Annotated in this window: 18 protein-coding genes; 4 read left to right on the forward strand and 14 right to left on the reverse strand. The window is 36.8% G+C overall.

Translation table 11 applies throughout. From position 1 onward, the window contains the following. Positions 1–15: 15 nt before the first annotated feature. The 4 genes from BTOYO_RS11255 to BTOYO_RS11270 all read right to left on the reverse strand — a co-directional run bounded on the left by BTOYO_RS11255 (position 16) and on the right by BTOYO_RS11270 (position 2,572). Positions 16–966 (reverse strand): L-lactate dehydrogenase, encoded by a 951-nt coding sequence (locus BTOYO_RS11255; RefSeq protein WP_000828231.1) that lies wholly within the window; start codon positions 964–966, stop codon positions 16–18. A 293-nt stretch (positions 967–1,259) separates the two neighbouring features. Beyond that, a complete protein-coding gene (locus BTOYO_RS11260; protein ID WP_001002985.1) occupies positions 1,260–1,508 on the reverse strand; it encodes a spore coat protein in 249 nt (82 codons plus the stop codon). A gap of 13 nt (positions 1,509–1,521) precedes the next feature. Further along, positions 1,522–1,707: a hypothetical protein gene (locus BTOYO_RS11265; RefSeq protein ID WP_001180553.1), complete on the reverse strand. Its 186-nt coding sequence runs from the start codon at positions 1,705–1,707 to the stop codon at positions 1,522–1,524. Between the two features lie 151 nt (positions 1,708–1,858). After that, positions 1,859–2,572: a CPBP family intramembrane glutamic endopeptidase gene (locus BTOYO_RS11270; RefSeq protein WP_000048028.1), complete on the reverse strand. Its 714-nt coding sequence runs from the start codon at positions 2,570–2,572 to the stop codon at positions 1,859–1,861. A gap of 224 nt (positions 2,573–2,796) precedes the next feature. Here BTOYO_RS11270 and BTOYO_RS28160 point away from each other — a divergent pair, with 224 nt between their 5' ends. Next, positions 2,797–2,925 (forward strand): hypothetical protein, encoded by a 129-nt coding sequence (locus BTOYO_RS28160; RefSeq protein WP_000848048.1) that lies wholly within the window; start codon positions 2,797–2,799, stop codon positions 2,923–2,925. A 31-nt stretch (positions 2,926–2,956) separates the two neighbouring features. Here BTOYO_RS28160 and BTOYO_RS11275 read toward each other — a convergent pair whose 3' ends face one another. The 4 genes from BTOYO_RS11275 to BTOYO_RS11295 all read right to left on the reverse strand — a co-directional run bounded on the left by BTOYO_RS11275 (position 2,957) and on the right by BTOYO_RS11295 (position 9,501). Further along, complete coding sequence (locus tag BTOYO_RS11275) at positions 2,957–3,676, reverse strand: MBL fold metallo-hydrolase (RefSeq protein WP_000767046.1); 720 nt, start codon at positions 3,674–3,676, stop codon at positions 2,957–2,959. Between the two features lie 116 nt (positions 3,677–3,792). Continuing rightward, positions 3,793–5,577, reverse strand: coding sequence for an acyl-CoA dehydrogenase family protein (locus BTOYO_RS11280; RefSeq protein WP_000416287.1), 1,785 nt, complete (start codon positions 5,575–5,577; stop codon positions 3,793–3,795). Between the two features lie 348 nt (positions 5,578–5,925). Continuing rightward, positions 5,926–7,098 (reverse strand): acetyl-CoA C-acetyltransferase, encoded by a 1,173-nt coding sequence (locus tag BTOYO_RS11290; RefSeq protein ID WP_001206331.1) that lies wholly within the window; start codon positions 7,096–7,098, stop codon positions 5,926–5,928. A 21-nt stretch (positions 7,099–7,119) separates the two neighbouring features. Continuing rightward, complete coding sequence (locus tag BTOYO_RS11295) at positions 7,120–9,501, reverse strand: 3-hydroxyacyl-CoA dehydrogenase/enoyl-CoA hydratase family protein (protein ID WP_000486351.1); 2,382 nt, start codon at positions 9,499–9,501, stop codon at positions 7,120–7,122. Positions 9,502–9,738: 237 nt separating this feature from the next. Here BTOYO_RS11295 and BTOYO_RS11300 point away from each other — a divergent pair, with 237 nt between their 5' ends. Together BTOYO_RS11300 and BTOYO_RS11305 are read left to right on the forward strand one after the other, a co-directional pair. Further along, complete coding sequence (locus BTOYO_RS11300; protein ID WP_001096344.1) at positions 9,739–9,885, forward strand: YuzL family protein; 147 nt, start codon at positions 9,739–9,741, stop codon at positions 9,883–9,885. Between the two features lie 97 nt (positions 9,886–9,982). Next, positions 9,983–10,822, forward strand: a complete 840-nt coding sequence (locus BTOYO_RS11305; RefSeq protein WP_000831489.1) for a D-alanyl-D-alanine carboxypeptidase family protein — start codon at positions 9,983–9,985, stop codon at positions 10,820–10,822. Positions 10,823–10,844: 22 nt separating this feature from the next. Here BTOYO_RS11305 and BTOYO_RS11310 read toward each other — a convergent pair whose 3' ends face one another. The 4 genes from BTOYO_RS11310 to BTOYO_RS11325 all read right to left on the reverse strand — a co-directional run bounded on the left by BTOYO_RS11310 (position 10,845) and on the right by BTOYO_RS11325 (position 14,826). Continuing rightward, entirely contained in the window at positions 10,845–11,762 is a 918-nt protein-coding gene (locus BTOYO_RS11310; protein WP_000436777.1) for a proline dehydrogenase family protein, read from the reverse strand. A 389-nt stretch (positions 11,763–12,151) separates the two neighbouring features. Beyond that, positions 12,152–12,397 (reverse strand): YusU family protein, encoded by a 246-nt coding sequence (locus tag BTOYO_RS11315; protein ID WP_001290590.1) that lies wholly within the window; start codon positions 12,395–12,397, stop codon positions 12,152–12,154. Positions 12,398–12,445: 48 nt separating this feature from the next. Further along, positions 12,446–12,748, reverse strand: a complete 303-nt coding sequence (locus tag BTOYO_RS11320) for an MTH1187 family thiamine-binding protein (RefSeq protein ID WP_001018860.1) — start codon at positions 12,746–12,748, stop codon at positions 12,446–12,448. Between the two features lie 77 nt (positions 12,749–12,825). Then, positions 12,826–14,826, reverse strand: coding sequence for a methyl-accepting chemotaxis protein (locus BTOYO_RS11325; protein WP_000946374.1), 2,001 nt, complete (start codon positions 14,824–14,826; stop codon positions 12,826–12,828). 186 nt (positions 14,827–15,012) lie between these two features. On the opposite strand from BTOYO_RS11325, the gene BTOYO_RS11330 reads away from it, so the two are divergent. Then, positions 15,013–15,771, forward strand: a complete 759-nt coding sequence (locus BTOYO_RS11330) for a TrmB family transcriptional regulator (protein ID WP_000939470.1) — start codon at positions 15,013–15,015, stop codon at positions 15,769–15,771. 27 nt (positions 15,772–15,798) lie between these two features. Here BTOYO_RS11330 and BTOYO_RS11335 read toward each other — a convergent pair whose 3' ends face one another. Continuing rightward, positions 15,799–15,981 carry a hypothetical protein gene (locus BTOYO_RS11335; RefSeq protein ID WP_000287384.1) on the reverse strand — a complete coding sequence of 61 codons (183 nt, stop codon included), beginning with the start codon at positions 15,979–15,981 and terminating at the stop codon, positions 15,799–15,801. Between the two features lie 79 nt (positions 15,982–16,060). After that, positions 16,061–17,245 (reverse strand): MFS transporter, encoded by a 1,185-nt coding sequence (locus tag BTOYO_RS11340; protein WP_002039857.1) that lies wholly within the window; start codon positions 17,243–17,245, stop codon positions 16,061–16,063. Positions 17,246–17,259: the final 14 nt, after the last annotated feature.

A 17,259-nucleotide genomic window follows, 5' to 3' on the forward strand; every position in this document is an offset into this window, starting at 1 on the left:
ACCTTCTCCTATAAGTTAGTAACCAATTGTTTTCATATAATCACGTAAAATATCGTTTGATTTTGCGAATCGAGATTCTTCGTCCTCTGTTAAGTTTAGTTCTACAACTTCTTTCATACCATCTCTAGTAATAATAGCTGGCACTCCTGTACAAATATCATACTCACCGTACTCTCCATCTAAAATGGCTGATACAGCAATAACACGGTGATCATCGTTAAAGATTGAGCTCGCAATATACGCTAGAGAATTTCCGATTCCGTAATAAGTAGTACCTTTTCGTTTATAAATTTCCCATCCTGCTTTTGCAGTCTTCTCAACAATTTCATCTAAATCTATTTCACCAAATCGTTCTTTTTGCTCCTCTAAAATTTGTAGAATTGGCTTTCCACCAACAGTTACGTGAGACCAAGCAACCATTTGAGAATCACCATGTTCTCCTAATGAATACCCATGAATACTACGAGGATCTACATGTAACATTTCAGATAAAATTGTTCTTAAGCGAGAAGAATCTAGTGATGTACCAGTACCGATCACACGATTTCTAGGTAATCCAGATAATTTCCACACTTCATATGTAATAATATCAACTGGGTTCGATGCAAGTAAGAAAATACCGTCAAATCCACTTTCCATTACGCCGCCAACAACACTTTCCATAATTTTCGCACTCGCTCCTAAAGTATCTAAGCGACTTTGTCCAGGTTTTGGTGCTGGTCCCGCTGTAATAATAACGATGTCCATATCTTTGCAGTCTTCATAGCTTCCTGCATATACTTTTGTTCTTGTATTTGTAAAGTTAATGCAATGTGATAAATCCATCGCTTCCCCAACTGCACGTTCATGATTTATATCAATTAATAATAGCTCTTCGCAAATGCCTTGATTTACAATGGAATATGCACAACTTGATCCAACTAATCCAGTACCGATAATTGCAATTTTTCTTGTATTTCTTTTCATAGCAATCTCTCCTAATTGATCATATAATCTATTTCTTTTGTTCTTTACACTCTTAATTATAGAGATTCCCACGATAGAAACCATGGATACTTTGTGAAATATTGAGCAAAGTTTTTGTCCTTTTTGTGAATTGTTATATTTAATTTTCGTCATATTTGTTACAACTGAAAAAATATTTATTATGTATTTATTGACATATATAAATTGAAACTTCAATCAACCTTTATCCATTGGGCTTTTACGGGACAAAACAAAAAAACGAGCGACTTCATTCGCTCGTTTTTTTCATCCCATTATTCCGCACTTAATTGGCCTTTTAATTGCTGCACAATCATTGGATTCGCAGGTGCTGCCGGTTTGTAATAACTCTTTTGCTTTGCGTACTCATACATATTACGTTGGCGCATTTCATCTTGATTACGAATTTGAATTAATGTTTGGTGTAACTGTTCATTATCAGACTGAGCAATATAATTTGCATAACTTGTTAAACTTGCATTTAATCCTGCTAAATAATCATTTACCATATCTTTTTCATTCATTTCTCTCTTCCTCCTATCCTAAAAAAGTCATTAATTGTTGCTTCGTATTTCGTGCATCTTGCGCATCCTTTTGTAGCATTTGTTTCAACTCTGGATCTGTACACGTCTGTGCATACTGCTCCAACTTGTTAATAATTGTTGCGTGTCCACCGATTAAATGACGTAAGTTTTCTACTTCAAGCTCTGTTAAATTTTGCATGGAATACTCCTGCCTTTCTTTGTTCATTCGTCATTAGTATTTGGTTCTTTTTGGATTATATACATGCATGAATTAACTTCTCCTACCTATAAACAAAATAAAAGATGCATAGCTAGGCCATCCATCTTTTATGCTAAATATTCGTTCAATTTTATAGAGATACAATCATACTTATACTCACAAGTAAATTCCATACAATGTGTAAAATAATACTAGGTATAATAGATTGCGTCTTTTTGTATAACATCGCAAACACAATCCCCATAATCGTCGCCGTAATTAGAAGACCTCCATGAAGAATTCCAAAAATGAAGGAAGAAATAATGATACCAACTAAAAAATTATATTTCTTTTCTAAAAATCGATATAAAATACCTCGAAATAGAATTTCTTCTTTAACCGGTGTAATTATAGCAACACTTAACACATATATAATACTTTGTAGACTATTTTGAAGTCCTAAGCTCCCTAATTGTTTCTGTTGTTCTGCTGCACTTTCAAAACTAAACACATGTAACATTAAATATTGTGATAATGCAATAACCATAAAACCAATTAATAGATATAAATATGTCTTCCCATTCTTCAAAACGGATAAATCCCAAATATATTTAATAAAATGAAGAACTGGTTTATAAGCTAATAAAACGATAGCAACAACAGCTGCATCTAATAAAAGGAAATAGTACCCTTCTAAATTATCACGCAACGCTTCCTCACCATAAATCCCAAAAGCTAAACCAAGGAATAACCCTCCTAGAAGTAAGAATCCTAAAATGATTGCTATCATTACAAATAGATTTTTATATGTTATATTATCTATTTTCCTTTCCACACTATACGCTTCTAACACCGTTTTACTCATACTATTCCTCCATTTGTTTTCATTACCTTAACAAAAATCCTTTAATATAAATATAAGGATAATATAACAAAAATTTCAAAAAGAATAATATGCAATTTTACATATTATGAACGCTTTGTATTCTATAGTTTTAGGAATTATATTATTATAAAATAAAAATTTCTTACTTCCACATCATGATCCCCACTTCATACTAAACCTTATGAATAAAAGGAGAGGTAAACATGAAAACACATGATTTTCTTACTAAGGTGCAAGATAGCTATGACCCTAACCCAAGCCAAGACCCTTTTATATTTATGTTTTTCGGTTTCCTATTAGCGATATACACATACTTAAAACCCACAAAATAATATCATTTAGCAAAAAAGAGCCTCTAAACAATTAAAGGCTCTTTCTAGTTAAATTCCTTTCCGCTTCTTCAATCGCCCGTTGCATTTGCACTAACGGATTTTTAATCATCTTCCCATGCCCTGTCGCTAATATAGACGGCTTATACTCTAGCAATTTCTGAGCGCTTTTTAATGAAACTTCTGCATCCCACGTACCAAACATAGGAAACGGAAAAAGCCACATCAACTGCCCTGCTACCGCCACTCCTCCTCTCGTTTGAAATGCATCTCCAACAATGAGCGCATCATTTCTCGTGTCTAAAAACGCCATTGATCCCGGTGTATGGCCTGGGGCTGCAATTGCTACAAGTGAACCAATTTGATCTCCCTCTTGAAGAAGGATATCTGGAATCGTCTTTATCCTTTTTGACACACTCACTTTTACTTGCGTGCCTGGTTCTCCGAGTTGCAGTGACAAATCCCCTTCAAGTAAACGAGCATCTCTTTCAGAAATATAGACCGAAACATTCGGCAGTTCTTGTTTTATAGCATCAAGCGCTCCTACATGGTCATCATGTGCATGTGTTATAACGATATTCGTAATCGGTTTTCCTAGTTTTCGAGCCGCTTCTAAAATCTTCTTTGCACAAAATGGCAAAGCTGCATCAATTAACGTTAATCCTGTTTCTTCTTCGACAAAGTAACAGTTAATCGGAAATAGACGCGGTAAAAATGCGATTTGATGAACTGTTCCTACTTTTATTAACTTCATCTCCTATCCCTCCATGAAAAAGAGCTGTTTACAAATACATATGTAAAACAACCCTTTTCAAGAATCCATCAATAAAAAAACCAGCAGCCAAACGGCCACTGGTTCCTTTTCATCTATTAAACTGTATAACGCTCATCTTCTAAAATTTTCGCAGCGATTTCACGTTTCTTCGGAATTACGTTAAGTGGCGTGTGACGAGTTAATTTACGTAATGATGATAACATCATGCGCAGCATGTCGCCGTTTTCAACTGCGATAAGTGTTTCTTTCGCATCTGCTTCGATTTCGTTGAATGCTTCTTGGCAGAATACTTCAGTGTATAACACTTTTTGTTTATTCTTTTCAAGACCAGTTGTTTTAATTGCTTTTTCTGTACGAAGAACAGCTGATTCCATTGCATAAAGGTTGCTTACGATGTCAGCGATATTCACAAGAATTTCTTGCTCTTTATCTAATGCTTTACCGTATTTTTGAGCCGCTAATCCAGCTACCATTAAGCCGATTTTCTTCGCGTTAGTTACTAAATATTTTTGAAGTGCTAATGGCTCATCGCCTACTTCTTCTGGCATCATCATCATTAACTCTTCTTGTAATTTTTGTGCTTTTTGAAGAAGTGGTAATTCACCTTTCATCGCTTTACGTAAGAACGTACCTGGTACGATTAGGCGGTTAATTTCGTTCGTTCCTTCGAAAATACGGTTAATACGAGAATCGCGGTACATTCTTTCAATCTCGTATTCTGCCATAAATCCGTAACCACCGTGAATTTGAACACCTTCATCTACTGTATAGTCTAATACTTCAGAACCGAATACTTTATTTAAAGAGCACTCGATTGCATATTCAGCGATAGAAGCTGCTACTGCTTTACCGTCTTTCACTTCTTCTTCAGATAATGTGCTCATGCGGCTTTCGAATAAACCTACTGTACGATATACAGAGCTTTCAGCTGCATATGTTTTCGCTGCCATATTCGCAAGTTTCTCTTGAATTAATGGGAAGCGAGCGATTGGTTGTTTGAACTGTTGACGTTGGTTTGCATATTGTGCTGAAATTTCTACTGCACGTTTCGCAGATCCAACTGTACCAACACCTAATTTATAACGACCGATATTTAAAATGTTGAACGCGATAATATGACCTTTACCGATTTCACCAAGTAAGTTCTCTTTTGGTACTAATGCATCTTCTAAAATTAACGTACGAGTTGAAGAACATTTAATACCCATTTTCTTTTCTTCTGGGCTTGTAGATACGCCAGCATATTCTTTCTCTACGATAAATGCTGAGAAGTGCTCTCCATCGATTTTTGCATATACGATAAATACGTCAGCGAATGCAGAGTTTGTAATCCACTGTTTTTCACCATTTAATACGTAATGTGTACCTTCTGCATTTAAACGTGCAGTTGTTTTTGCACCTAATGCGTCAGATCCTGAACCTGGCTCTGTTAATGCGTATGCAGCTAATTTTTCACCAGTTGCAAGTAATGGTAAATACTTTTTCTTTTGCTCTTCGTTACCGAATAATACGATCGGTAACGATCCAATACCTACGTGAGCACCGTGAGTAATTGCAAAACCACCAGCGCGAGAGAATTTCTCTGCGATTAACGCTGAGCTTACTTTATCAAGACCAATTCCACCGTACTCTTCTGGTACGTCAGCACCTAATAAACCAAGTTCCCCAGCTTCTTTTAAAAGACGAACAGAACGATCAAACTCATGTTGCTCTAAATATTCAAGCTCTGGAAGAACTTCATTTACGATAAAGTCCTCTGTCGTTTTTGCAATCATTTTATGCTCAGATGAAAAATCTTCTGGCGTAAACACTTGATCAATCGTAATCTCATCAACTAAAAAGCTACCGCCTTTAACCGCATTTCCTACTGTTTTTTCCATGAAAATTTCCTCCTTCATATTTTCATGAGCCGCTTCTCTCTTTTTGAAAGAAACTGGCTCTCCCGTTTATTTTTTATAAACCTTTGTTGCTTCCATTCTTTTTTTCATAATCCAGTTCCAGTGGCTAAAACAGTCGGTCGTTTCACCCCTTCCTGTGAGGCAAAAAGCGCCTCTTCGTCAGGGCTTTCAACGCCCTCCTGTTCTGAGCGAGCCACTTCCACTTTTTTTATAATCCAGTTCCAGCGGCTAGAATGTTCGGTGGCTTCGCTTCTTCCTGCGAGGCAAAAAACGCCTCTACGTCTGAAGCTCCATCCCCCTCACATTCTGAACGAGCCGCTTGCACTTTTTTTATAGTAATTCAAACACTCCCGCTGCTCCCATTCCGCCGCCGATACACATTGTTACGATACCGAATTGTTCGTTGCGGCGTTTCATTTCGTGAATAAGAGATAGTGTTAGTTTTGCTCCTGTACAGCCAAGTGGATGTCCAAGTGCAATTGCACCACCGTTTACGTTTACTTTTTCTTCATCTAAACCAAGTTCACGAATAACTTGGATCGATTGAGAAGCGAATGCTTCGTTTAGTTCGAATAAGCCAATATCAGATAGCTCTAAGCCAGCTAGTTTTAACGCTTTTGGAATTGCAGCGATTGGGCCGATTCCCATTACTTCTGGTGGTACGCCAGCTACTGCAAATGAACGGAATTTCGCAAGTGGCTTCATGCCATCGCTCACTGCTTTTTCACGATCCATTAATAGTACAGATGCTGCACCGTCACTCATTTGTGAAGAGTTACCAGCCGTTACAGAACCGCGAACGTTAAATGCTGGACGTAATTTACCTAAAATGTCTAGCGTCGTCTCTGCTCTTACACCTTCGTCTTGTGCGAAAATGATTGTTTCTTCTTGCAATTTATTGTTTGATCCAACCGAGCGTAACGTCACATCTACAGATACTGTTTCATCAGCAAAGTTCCCTGCCGCTAATGCTTTTGCAGCACGTTGATGACTTCTTACTGCAAATGCATCTTGCTCTTCACGAGAAATTCCATATTTCACAGCAACTTGCTCTGCTGTATGTCCCATGCCCATATAATATTCTGGAGCCGCTTCTACAAGGCGACTATTCGGACGAACGACGTGTCCCATCATCGGAACTAAGCTCATTGATTCCGCTCCGCCTGATAATACAGCTTCAGAGTGTCCAAGCATAATGCGCTCTGCTCCATAAGCGATACTTTGTAAACCAGAAGAACAGTAACGGTTAATTGTAATAGCTGGAACATCGTAAGAAAGCCCTGCTAATCCGCCGATATTACGAGCCATATTTAAACCTTGCTCTGCTTCTGGCATCGCACAACCGAAAATTAAATCATCTATTGGTCCTTCATAATTCGCACGCTTTAACGTTTCCTTTACTACTAACGCCCCTAGATCGTCAGGACGAACTGTTTTTAATGAACCCCTCTTTGCTTTTCCAATTGGTGTTCTTGCTCCCGCAACAATGACAGCTTCTCTCATGAACGATATCTCCCCTCGTTATTAGTTACGTAATGGCTTTCCTTTTACAAGCATGTGCTGCATTCTTGCTTGTGATTTCATCTCACTTACTAAGCTAATAAATGCTTCACGTTCTACATCTAATAAATACTGCTCATCAACTTCTGTTCCGTACGGCACTTTTCCGCCCGCAATGACATATGCAAGTTTCTTCGCAATGTGAAGATCATGTTCAGAAATGTAACCAGATAAATGCATTGCTTCTGCACCAAGTACAAGAGTTGCATATCCTGTTTCGCCAACAACTGGTATCTTTTTACGAATCGGTGCTTTATAGCCAGCTTCATATAAAGCAAGTGCTTTCTGTTTCGCATCATATAGTAAGTGATCACCATTCACACTAATACCGTCTTTATCGCCTAAGAAGTTGTTCGATACAGCTTCTTGTGCTGATGTAGAAACTTTCGCCATCGCTACAGATTCGAACACTTTATTCGCAACTTTTTGCAGATCAAACTCTACACCGTTTGGCATTTTATTTAAGTGTTTAATGTATAGCTCTTTATTACCGCCTCCGCCAGGGATTAAGCCAACACCAACTTCTACTAAGCCCATATACGTTTCACTAGAAGCTTGAATGCTAGCAGCCGGTAAGCAAACTTCTGTACCACCACCAAGTGTCATACCGTATGGAGCTGCTACAACTGGCTTAGAAGAGTACTTAATTTTCGTCATTGCATCTTGGAAGTTTTTCACAACCAACTCAATTTCAAAGTAATTGTCGTCTTGTGCTTCCATTAAAATCATTGCAAGGTTAGCACCAACACAGAAGTTCTTCGATTGGTTCCCGATAACAAGACCTTTATAATTCTTTTCTACTTCATCAACAGCGTAGTTAATCATTTGTGTAATATCCATACCGATTGCATTGCTCTTCGAATGGAATTCTAAGCAAAGGATGCCGTCACCTAAATCAATTAAGCTCGCGCCGCTATTTTTCTTTAATACGCCATTTTTCTCTTTTAATTGTTTAAGAGAAATTGCTTTTTTATTACGCTCGATTAGCTTATATTCACCATTATCGTAATAGTAGCTATCGCCGTTATCATGTTTATAGAAAGTAGTAAAACCTTTCTCTACCATTTCTTTTACCCAAGCTGGTACATTTACGCCGTTTTCTTCCATCTTTTGAATCGATTTTTCAACGCCGATTGCATCCCAAATTTCAAATGGTCCTTGCTCCCAACCGAAGCCCCATTTCATCGCTTGATCAATTGCCACGATATCGTCAGCAATTTCTTTATGAAGCTTTGCAGAGTATAAAAGAGTTGGTGTGATGATATTCCATAACAACTCACCTGCGCGGTCTTTCGCGTATACAAGCGCTTTCAATTTATTCGCTAATCCTTTTTCTTGCTTACTTAACTCTACGGATGCAGCTTTTAATTTTTTGCGCGCTTCGTATTCCATCGTTTCAGGATTTAATTCTAAAATTTCTTTTCCTTGTTTTAAGAAGAAGCCTTGACCAGTTTTACTTCCAAGCCATTTTTTATCAAGCATGTCATGCATGAAAGTTGGTACTTTAAATACATCACGCTCTTCTTCTTGTACGTTTTCATATACGTTATTTGCAACGTGTACGAATGTATCTAAACCAACAACATCTAATGTGCGGAACGTTGCGCTCTTCGGACGACCAATTAATGGACCCGTTACAGAATCAACTTCTCCAATGCTATAGCCGCGCTTAATCATTTCTTGAAGCGTTACAAGCAAGCCGTACGTACCAATGCGGTTTCCAATAAAGTTTGGTGTATCTTTTGCGATAACAACGCCTTTTCCAAGAACGTCTTCGCCAAATAATTTCATGAAGCTTAATACTTGTGGATCAGTTTCTTTCGTCGGTATTACCTCTAGAAGTTTTAAATATCGTGGTGGGTTAAAAAAGTGTGTTCCTAAGAAGTGTTTCTGGAAGTCGTCTGAACGACCTTCTGCCATTTTTTCAACGGAAATGCCTGACGTATTTGAGCTAACAATAGAACCTGGTTTACGAACAGCATCTACTCTTTCAAATAATTTCTTTTTAATATCTAAGTTTTCAACTACTACTTCAATAATCCAATCTACATCAGCTAGACGCTCAAGATCATCTTCTAAGTTACCTGCTTCAATCAGTGCTAAATTTCCTTTCACTGTCAGAGGAGCTGGTTTTTGCTTCAATAGTTTTTGCAGTGCCGTATTACTAAAACGATTTCTCACACTTTTATGTTCTAATGTAAGTCCCTTCGCTTCCTCTTCTTTTGTTAGCGCAGGTGGTACAATATCAAGCAATAATGTCGGAATACCAATATTAGCTAAGTGTGCCGCAATTCCTGAACCCATTACGCCTGAACCTAGAACAGCAGCCTTTTTAATTTGGAACATCCAATTCTCCCCCTATTCTTGAATGAATGCTCATTCAATTTTTCGACATAAGTCGCAATCAATGAGTGAGCCTCTACTAATAAATATATGATACTGTTTAAATTTTCGCAATATATTTATTGATAAAATTTTCTGAAATAAATTTTTTTCTTTTATTTGCCCATGCTATATATGTGTATTTTCTTCACTAAAATGCACTTTTCCTTTTTACAATCTGACGAAACTGGAGGAATATATATGGCAAAACTTAAGAAGAACCCCTCAAAAGCTGGAATTAGTGCAGCGAGTGTAACCGGAAATGCAGGTCCGCATAACCACGGTGTGGAAAAAGGACGTCAAGGTAATAACCAACAATATAAGAAGCATAATATGGGCGAAAAATAACGCTATATTTTTGGGCAGAGAACGTGGCATAATGATTAATGGCTGCTTTTTCTGCCCAATTTATTTGTACATATGGAAAACAAAAGAGGGAACGATGATGAAACGAACAATAGTTATGATTGTAATGATTGCTACACTATTTACAGGGATGATTTTCTTCTCTTATGCACAAAGACAACAAACTGTAAGAGTTGATCAGCCTAGTATTACGGGGCAATACGGAATTACAATCGATGCAGACACAGGTGAAATTTTGTATGGCAAACGCGAAGATGAACGCTCTTATCCGGCTAGTATAGCCAAAATGATGACAACCCTTCTCTTACTAGAGAATGTAAAAGAAAATGAAGAAATTACAGTTACAGAAAACGCAATAAAAACAGAAAGTCAAAGTAAAAAAATTAAGCTGCGTGCTGGGGAAAAATTAAAACGGGATGAGGCATTAAAACTTATGCTTATCATTAGTGCAGACCCAATCTCTGAGTCAATTGCAGAACATATCGCGGGATCAAAAAATGAGTTTGTGAAAATGATGAATGCTAGAGCGAAGGAACTTGGTACAAAGCATGCAACTTTCAAAAACGCAAGTGGTGCTGATGCACTTGGAAATAAAGTATCACCATATGACATTGCGATTATTACGAAAGAAGCATTAAAATACCCAATCGTTTTACAATACATGAATTCAGTAAATACAACTCTACATACTTCTGAACGCTCTCCAAAAATCGCAAACTATGGACGAGAGGAACTATATGACGATCCATATGCGATTGGAAGTAAAAGCGGTTTATCTGCACTCGGAAAATATACGGTCGTAACTGTTGATGAGAAAGACGGTAAACGCGTTATTAACGTCGTATTATCTTCTACTCGCGCGCAACTATATCCTGATACGAAGAAAATGGCACATTACGCATTTAAGCAATTAAAATAACCAAGGAGTATGTTCTCCTTGGTTATTTTTTAACCATACCTTTTAATACGAACGCAACGTTCGCTGGACGCTCTGCTAGACGGCGCATGAAATAGCCATACCAGTCGTTTCCATAAGGTACATAAACACGCATCTTGTAGCCTTCTTTTACAAGCTCAAGTTGACGCTCATTACGAATACCATATAACATTTGGAATTCAAATTGGTCTCTTGGAATATTGTGTTCTTCGGCAAGTTTTTTCGTATATTCAATAATTGCTTCGTCATGTGAAGCAATTGCAGTATAATTTCCATTTAATAAGTGCATTTTAATAATTTTTTTATAGTTATCATCTACATCTTTCTTATCCGGGAACGCTACATCTTCAGGTTCTTTATAAGCTCCTTTTACAAGACGTAAATTAGGACTATAAGCATTTAATTCTTCCATATCTTTTTCTGTACGATATAAGTAAGCTTGAATAACTGTACCAATATTATCGTATTCAGATTTTAATTGTTTAAAGATCTCAATTGTTTTCCCGCAGCGCGTATAGTCTTCCATATCAATTGTAATAAACACACCATTTTCTTTTCCAGCTTCTAAAATACGGCGCATATTGTTCATTACGATTTCATCAGAGATATCTAATCCCATAGAAGTCATCTTTAAAGAAAGCTGCGAATTAAGACCTTCTCTTCCAATTGCACGAATCGCTTCAATCGATTCGCTAGCCATTTCATTTGCTTCCGCTTCGTTATCAACAAATTCACCTAAATAATCGATCGTTACACAAAGGCCTTGCTTGTTCAATTGTTTAATAGCTGCTGTCGCTAATTCGATTGTCTCCCCTGCGACAAAACGACCTGCTCCAAAGCGTAAACCGTACTTTTTAGCTAACTTTGTTAGCGCTTTATTTTTTGACAAGAAAAGAAACGAATTTCGCATTAATTGTTCCATGTAATTCACCCCTATGACTGTAATTTATCTGTTTTTTACCCCTCTTCGAAATTATATCATTCTTTAAAATTATTTGATACAAATAATTATTTAGACAATTTATAAAATACTATAAAAACATTTAAAACCTTATATTCTTGCTTACAAATATAAAGGGAATATTTTTCGACATTTAGAAAAAACGGGTTTACTGGGCCTCAAATAGACATGTCGAAAATATTCGACATGTCTATAAAACCCTTTATATTCCATATAAATTATATAAAGATATTAATAAAGTGAAAATTCAATTAGAATAAGGCGGGCCCTCCCCCTCTGATTATTAACCCTCACCAATCGGGTTTTTACGAGATAAAAAAAGCTTAAGGTGACATTCACCTCAAGCTCTCTTATTTTTCATTTCGCTTCTCTTCATTTATCTTTTTTATATCCGAAATTAACTGTACCATTTCTTCTTTCGCATCGGGATACGTCTCATTCCAATGCTTAACTAAAGCCGGCATCGTCTTAGCTATGTAAGAATACAGTGCCCACTTCTGCACCTGTTCTTTTCTTTCTTCATTGCTCTCTCCAAGTAATAGTTCCGTGTATTTCTCTAACAACCCATCAAATTGTTCGTTAAACTTTTCACTCATCTTATCTACCTCCTATATGAAAAAAGCAGCGAAGATCGCTGCTTTTTCTTATAATTTTGATCGAACAGAGTTTAATTTCTTCTCCATTGTGCTTACTTTATCACGACGATCATCGATACGAATTGTTGTCGCAACGCGCTGTGCACCTTTCGTATATGGAACTTCATGCATTTGTTGAATGACTTCTAGAATGACAGGAAGATCTCCTTCAATAATTGTATTCATTGGTGTTAATTGATACTTCACGCGATCTGCATTTTTCTCTAGCACCTTTTGTACTTCTGCTACATATTCACTAACACTTGGATTACCTGTTCCTACCGGAATAATCGATACGTCAACAATTGCCATAGTAGTCTTCCTCCTATACTTGCTTCTTATATATCCATTGTCTATTTTACCGAAATCCTCATCATTTTACTAATTTGTTATTCCTCTATTTTAAATTGCTCAACTAATCTTTCTAAGTCTCTCATGTGCTCCGTCAAGCTTTCCATCGTATGAGCTACCTTTTCTAGATGATTCACTTGAGATTCAGTTGCAGCATTTACCTCTTCCGAAACAGCTGCGCTTTCTTGACTCGTACCGGCAATTGTATGCATTACCTCTGTAATTTCCCCTTGCTCGTGACCTATATTGTTTACTTCTTCTACAATTTTTTCAACTGAGATACTAATCGTATTTACCACCGACATAATTGTACGGAATTCCGCCTCTGCCTCTGTCGTCACTTTATTTTGTATATCAGCAATATCTTTCAATTTACTTACGACCTCTACAACTCGTTTTACTTCTAATTGGACATCGCCAATCATCGTTGCGATTTCTCCTGTTGCCTCTTTTGATTGTTCCGCTAACTTTCGAACTTCCTCAGCCACAACAGCAAATCCCTTACCTTGCTCACCTGCACGTGCTGCTTCAATCGAAGCGTTTAAAGCAAGTAAGTTCGTTTGATCCGAAATACCTTTTATAAGCTCTACAACATTTTGAATCGATCCGACTTTTTGCTCTAACTTACCAGATGCTTCCTCTGTATGAACAACAATCGAAGATGACTCTCCTCTTGTACGAACTAAATTCTGCATCGTATTTAACCCTTGCTTAGATGCCTTTTCCGCTTTACCAGCCACTCCTTCTATTTCACCAACGGAGCTATTCATTTCTTCCACTGACTGCGCCATGTTCTCAAGCTGAGCTGAAACTTCATCTACACTATTGGCAAGAGTAGAAGCTCCCACGCTCACATCATCCATTGCACCTGACACTTCTCTACTAGCGGCCACCGTTTCATTCGTTAAATAATGGAGATTATTCGTTGATTGCTGCACTGTTGATACACTATTTTTAATTTTACTTACCATTTCATTCATTTGCCCAACCATATGATTAAAATGGTTCGTCAGCTCTCCAACCTCATCTTTACTTGTCACTTTCATTTGCAGTGTTAAATCTCCTCCTGCTACTTTTTGAACGTGATTCGTTAATAATTGCAGTGGCCTTGCTAATCTTCTTGAAAATAAATAGGAAGCTACTATTCCAACTAATAAACTAATACATGCCATTATAATGACTGTATTTCTCATACTACTTAACAATCCATCAATTGTTTGTTTCGGATAAAAAATTCCTATCTTCCATTTCATCGCATCAAATAACTGACTATAAACAACTACATCCTCACCTTTTAATGTAGTTTCAGCATATTTTGTAACATCTTTATTCAAACTCTTCAGCAATGGCTCTTTAGAAATATCTTTCCCTATCTTTTCTGGGTAAACAAGAGCTATATTTTTATCATTTATAATAAACATTTCTCCATCATTATTGTATTGAATATTATGAAGTAACTTCTGAATTGTTCCGAGCGATACATCCATCGCAACAACGCCTAATACAGAACCATCTTCAGACGTAATAGCTTTAGAAACCCCTACACTTAACTTTCCTGTCGCGATTTCATATGAAGGTTGTCCCCAATGAACCTTTTTCACATCAGCCTCTGAATCTTTATACCACGGTCTTGTCGTTGGATCATATCCTTCCGGCACTTTTCCACCTTCAGCAAGATTGGCACTTAATGTTTTTTTATCTTTCGTACCAATATATAAATCTAAAATACCAGGATGGTTCTTTTTATACTCCGCAAACTCTTTCGTTAAAAATGCTTCCTCTTCTGGAGTAACTCCATCTTGAATCATATTACGAATCATCTCACTGTTCGCATAATACCCCATATCTTCATCAGTTCTTTGAACAAATGTCGTAAGTTGCTCTGTCACAAGATCCATCGTATTTTGAGAATACTGGTCTAAGGAACTTACTTCTTTCTCTTTCTGTAATTGATACATAGCTGTACCCAATACTACGAACATCATAGAAATAAGCACTGAAAATACTACCGCAATTTTTAAACGTAAACTTCTTAACATCTTTCCCCAAGCATCCCCTTCGCATTAAATTAAAATCTCATTAATCACTATATTAAGTATAATAGATAAAATTAAAAAATTGAAATTAATTCTCACCTTAATACAATTAGAAAACGGACTACCACTTGTGCAAAAACAAATAGTTCATTATCCTTAAAATATAATCTCATTCGTTCGGAGGGAACTATGTTACAAAAATTCGGTTTCTCACAATATGAAAGCCAAGCTTATGAAGTTGTCGTATCAAGCAATGAACCGTTAGATGCTACAACAATTGTGAAGCACTCTGGTGTTCCAAAAGCAAAAATATATGAAGTGCTAGCACGCCTGATAGATAAAGGAATGGTAATGGATTCTGTTTCAGAAAAGAAAAAGTTGTATACAGCATTACCACTAAAACTAGCAATTGAAAAATTAACGACAGAATTCCAATCAAATATTAAAGACTTAGAAACGAATATATCAAAAAAATCATTTACGGATGACCGTGTGTGGAGCTTAAAGATGCAATCTTCTATTCGAGTTCAAAGTAAAGAGCTCATTGAAAGTGCAAAAAAATCGATTCGTATTTCAGCTTGGAATGATACTCTTTCAGAATACCTTCCTTTACTAGAACAAAAAGCAAAACAAGGCGTCCAAATTGAGTCCCTTATAGTTGGAAAAGTAGAAACAGATTTAGAAAACATGCATTTTCTAATCCCAGCTGAAGAACCTAATGCATTAGAGCGCTACTTACTACTCATCGTTGACGACCGTGAAATTTTATTTGCTGGTGTAGAACAAGAGTCATGGCAAGCAATGAAAACAATGTCACAACCTTTCGTGAAGTTCTTTACAGAATTCTTCTATCATGACGTTGCACTTGCGAAAATTACCCAGAAACACCATGATCTCTTTATGGAAGATGAGGAAATTAAGAATTTGTTGATGAAATTAAGATACTAATTAAATAATAAAAAGGAGTCTAGTTTTTCACTTAGACTCCTTTTCATTTTGTTCCTTTATATCCATCAACAGCTCAATGATTTTCTCATTTTGCTCCACTTGTTTCTCTGAATTTTGATAAATGAAACGAACCCATCTAAAGAGAAAAATTACAAGAAAGAATGGTATGATCGTAAATAAAAAACCAATGATTGAAAAACTTGAATACATATACTATCACCTCGCTATATATACCTTCTTCATTTTTCTACTAACCCCTTCCATTTTTTACAAATAAAAAAAGAACCTATCAAACGATAGATTCTTCTTTCACAAACTGAGTAGAACGTCCTCTCGTAATGGAGAAAATCGCACAAAGCAGTGCTAATATAATAAAGCCACCGCCTACCCAAGCGTTATATATAACAGATGATTTTTCAATAACAACTCCGCCTACTGTTGAACCGAGCGCAATTCCTAAGTGAAGGGCAGAGTTATTTAAACTTTGCTGAATACCAGCTGATTCTGGTGCAATTTCAATTAAGTAATTTTGTTGTGCTGGTGAAATAGCCCAGCTCAGCATACTCCAAAGTCCCATCATAATAATGAAGAGCGGGAATGAAAATGTCATCATTGGCAACATAAAGATTGCACATGCAAATACGATAATGATGGAAATAATACTTTTCTTCGATCCCCATTTATCAGCAAGCAAGCCCCCAAGGCCGCCTCCAAGTACCGCTGCGATTCCGAAAATGAAGTAAAACACACTAATCCAGTTCGCTTCCACATGCATCACATCTTTTAAAAATGGTGTTAAGTATGCATACAGTGTTAAATGACCTGTTAAAAATAAAAATGATGTTAACTGTGCACTCACAATTTTTTTATCTTTCAACGTAGCAATTTGCTCTCTTATTGATAACACCGATGTCGGCGGTACTTTCGTTAAGAATACTGAAATACAAGCGATTGCCATAACTGTTAATATCGAAATGAATACAAATGGTGCACGCCATCCATATGCATTGCCGAGCACAAGACCAAGTGGTACCCCAAGTACGAGAGAGCCACTAATCCCCATGAAAATAATTCCAATTGCACGCGCACGAAAATGCGGTTCTACAACGCTAGAAGCAAGTGTTACAGATAGCGCAATAATTAATGAACCACTTGCCGCACAAATTACCCTTGAGAACATTAACATTTCGTAATTTACACTAAATGCTGAAATAATATTTCCGATTAAGAAAATTGATAATGCCCCAATGTATAATGTTTTTCTTTCAAACTTTCCTGTTACCGCTAATAAAACTGGACCTGATAAAGCAAATACTACTGAAAATATTGTTATAAGCTGACCAGCTGCGCTAATAGATACTCCTAAATCATTGGCAACTAAATCAAGCGTTCCTCCTATAATTAGCTCAACCGTTCCGACTACGAAAGCCGCAATAGCTAAAATATATACACGAAAATTCAAGTCTTTCCCCACGCTTTCTATTTTGG

It is taken from the genome of Bacillus toyonensis BCT-7112 (genome assembly GCF_000496285.1).
Lineage (GTDB): Bacteria > Bacillota > Bacilli > Bacillales > Bacillaceae_G > Bacillus_A > Bacillus_A toyonensis.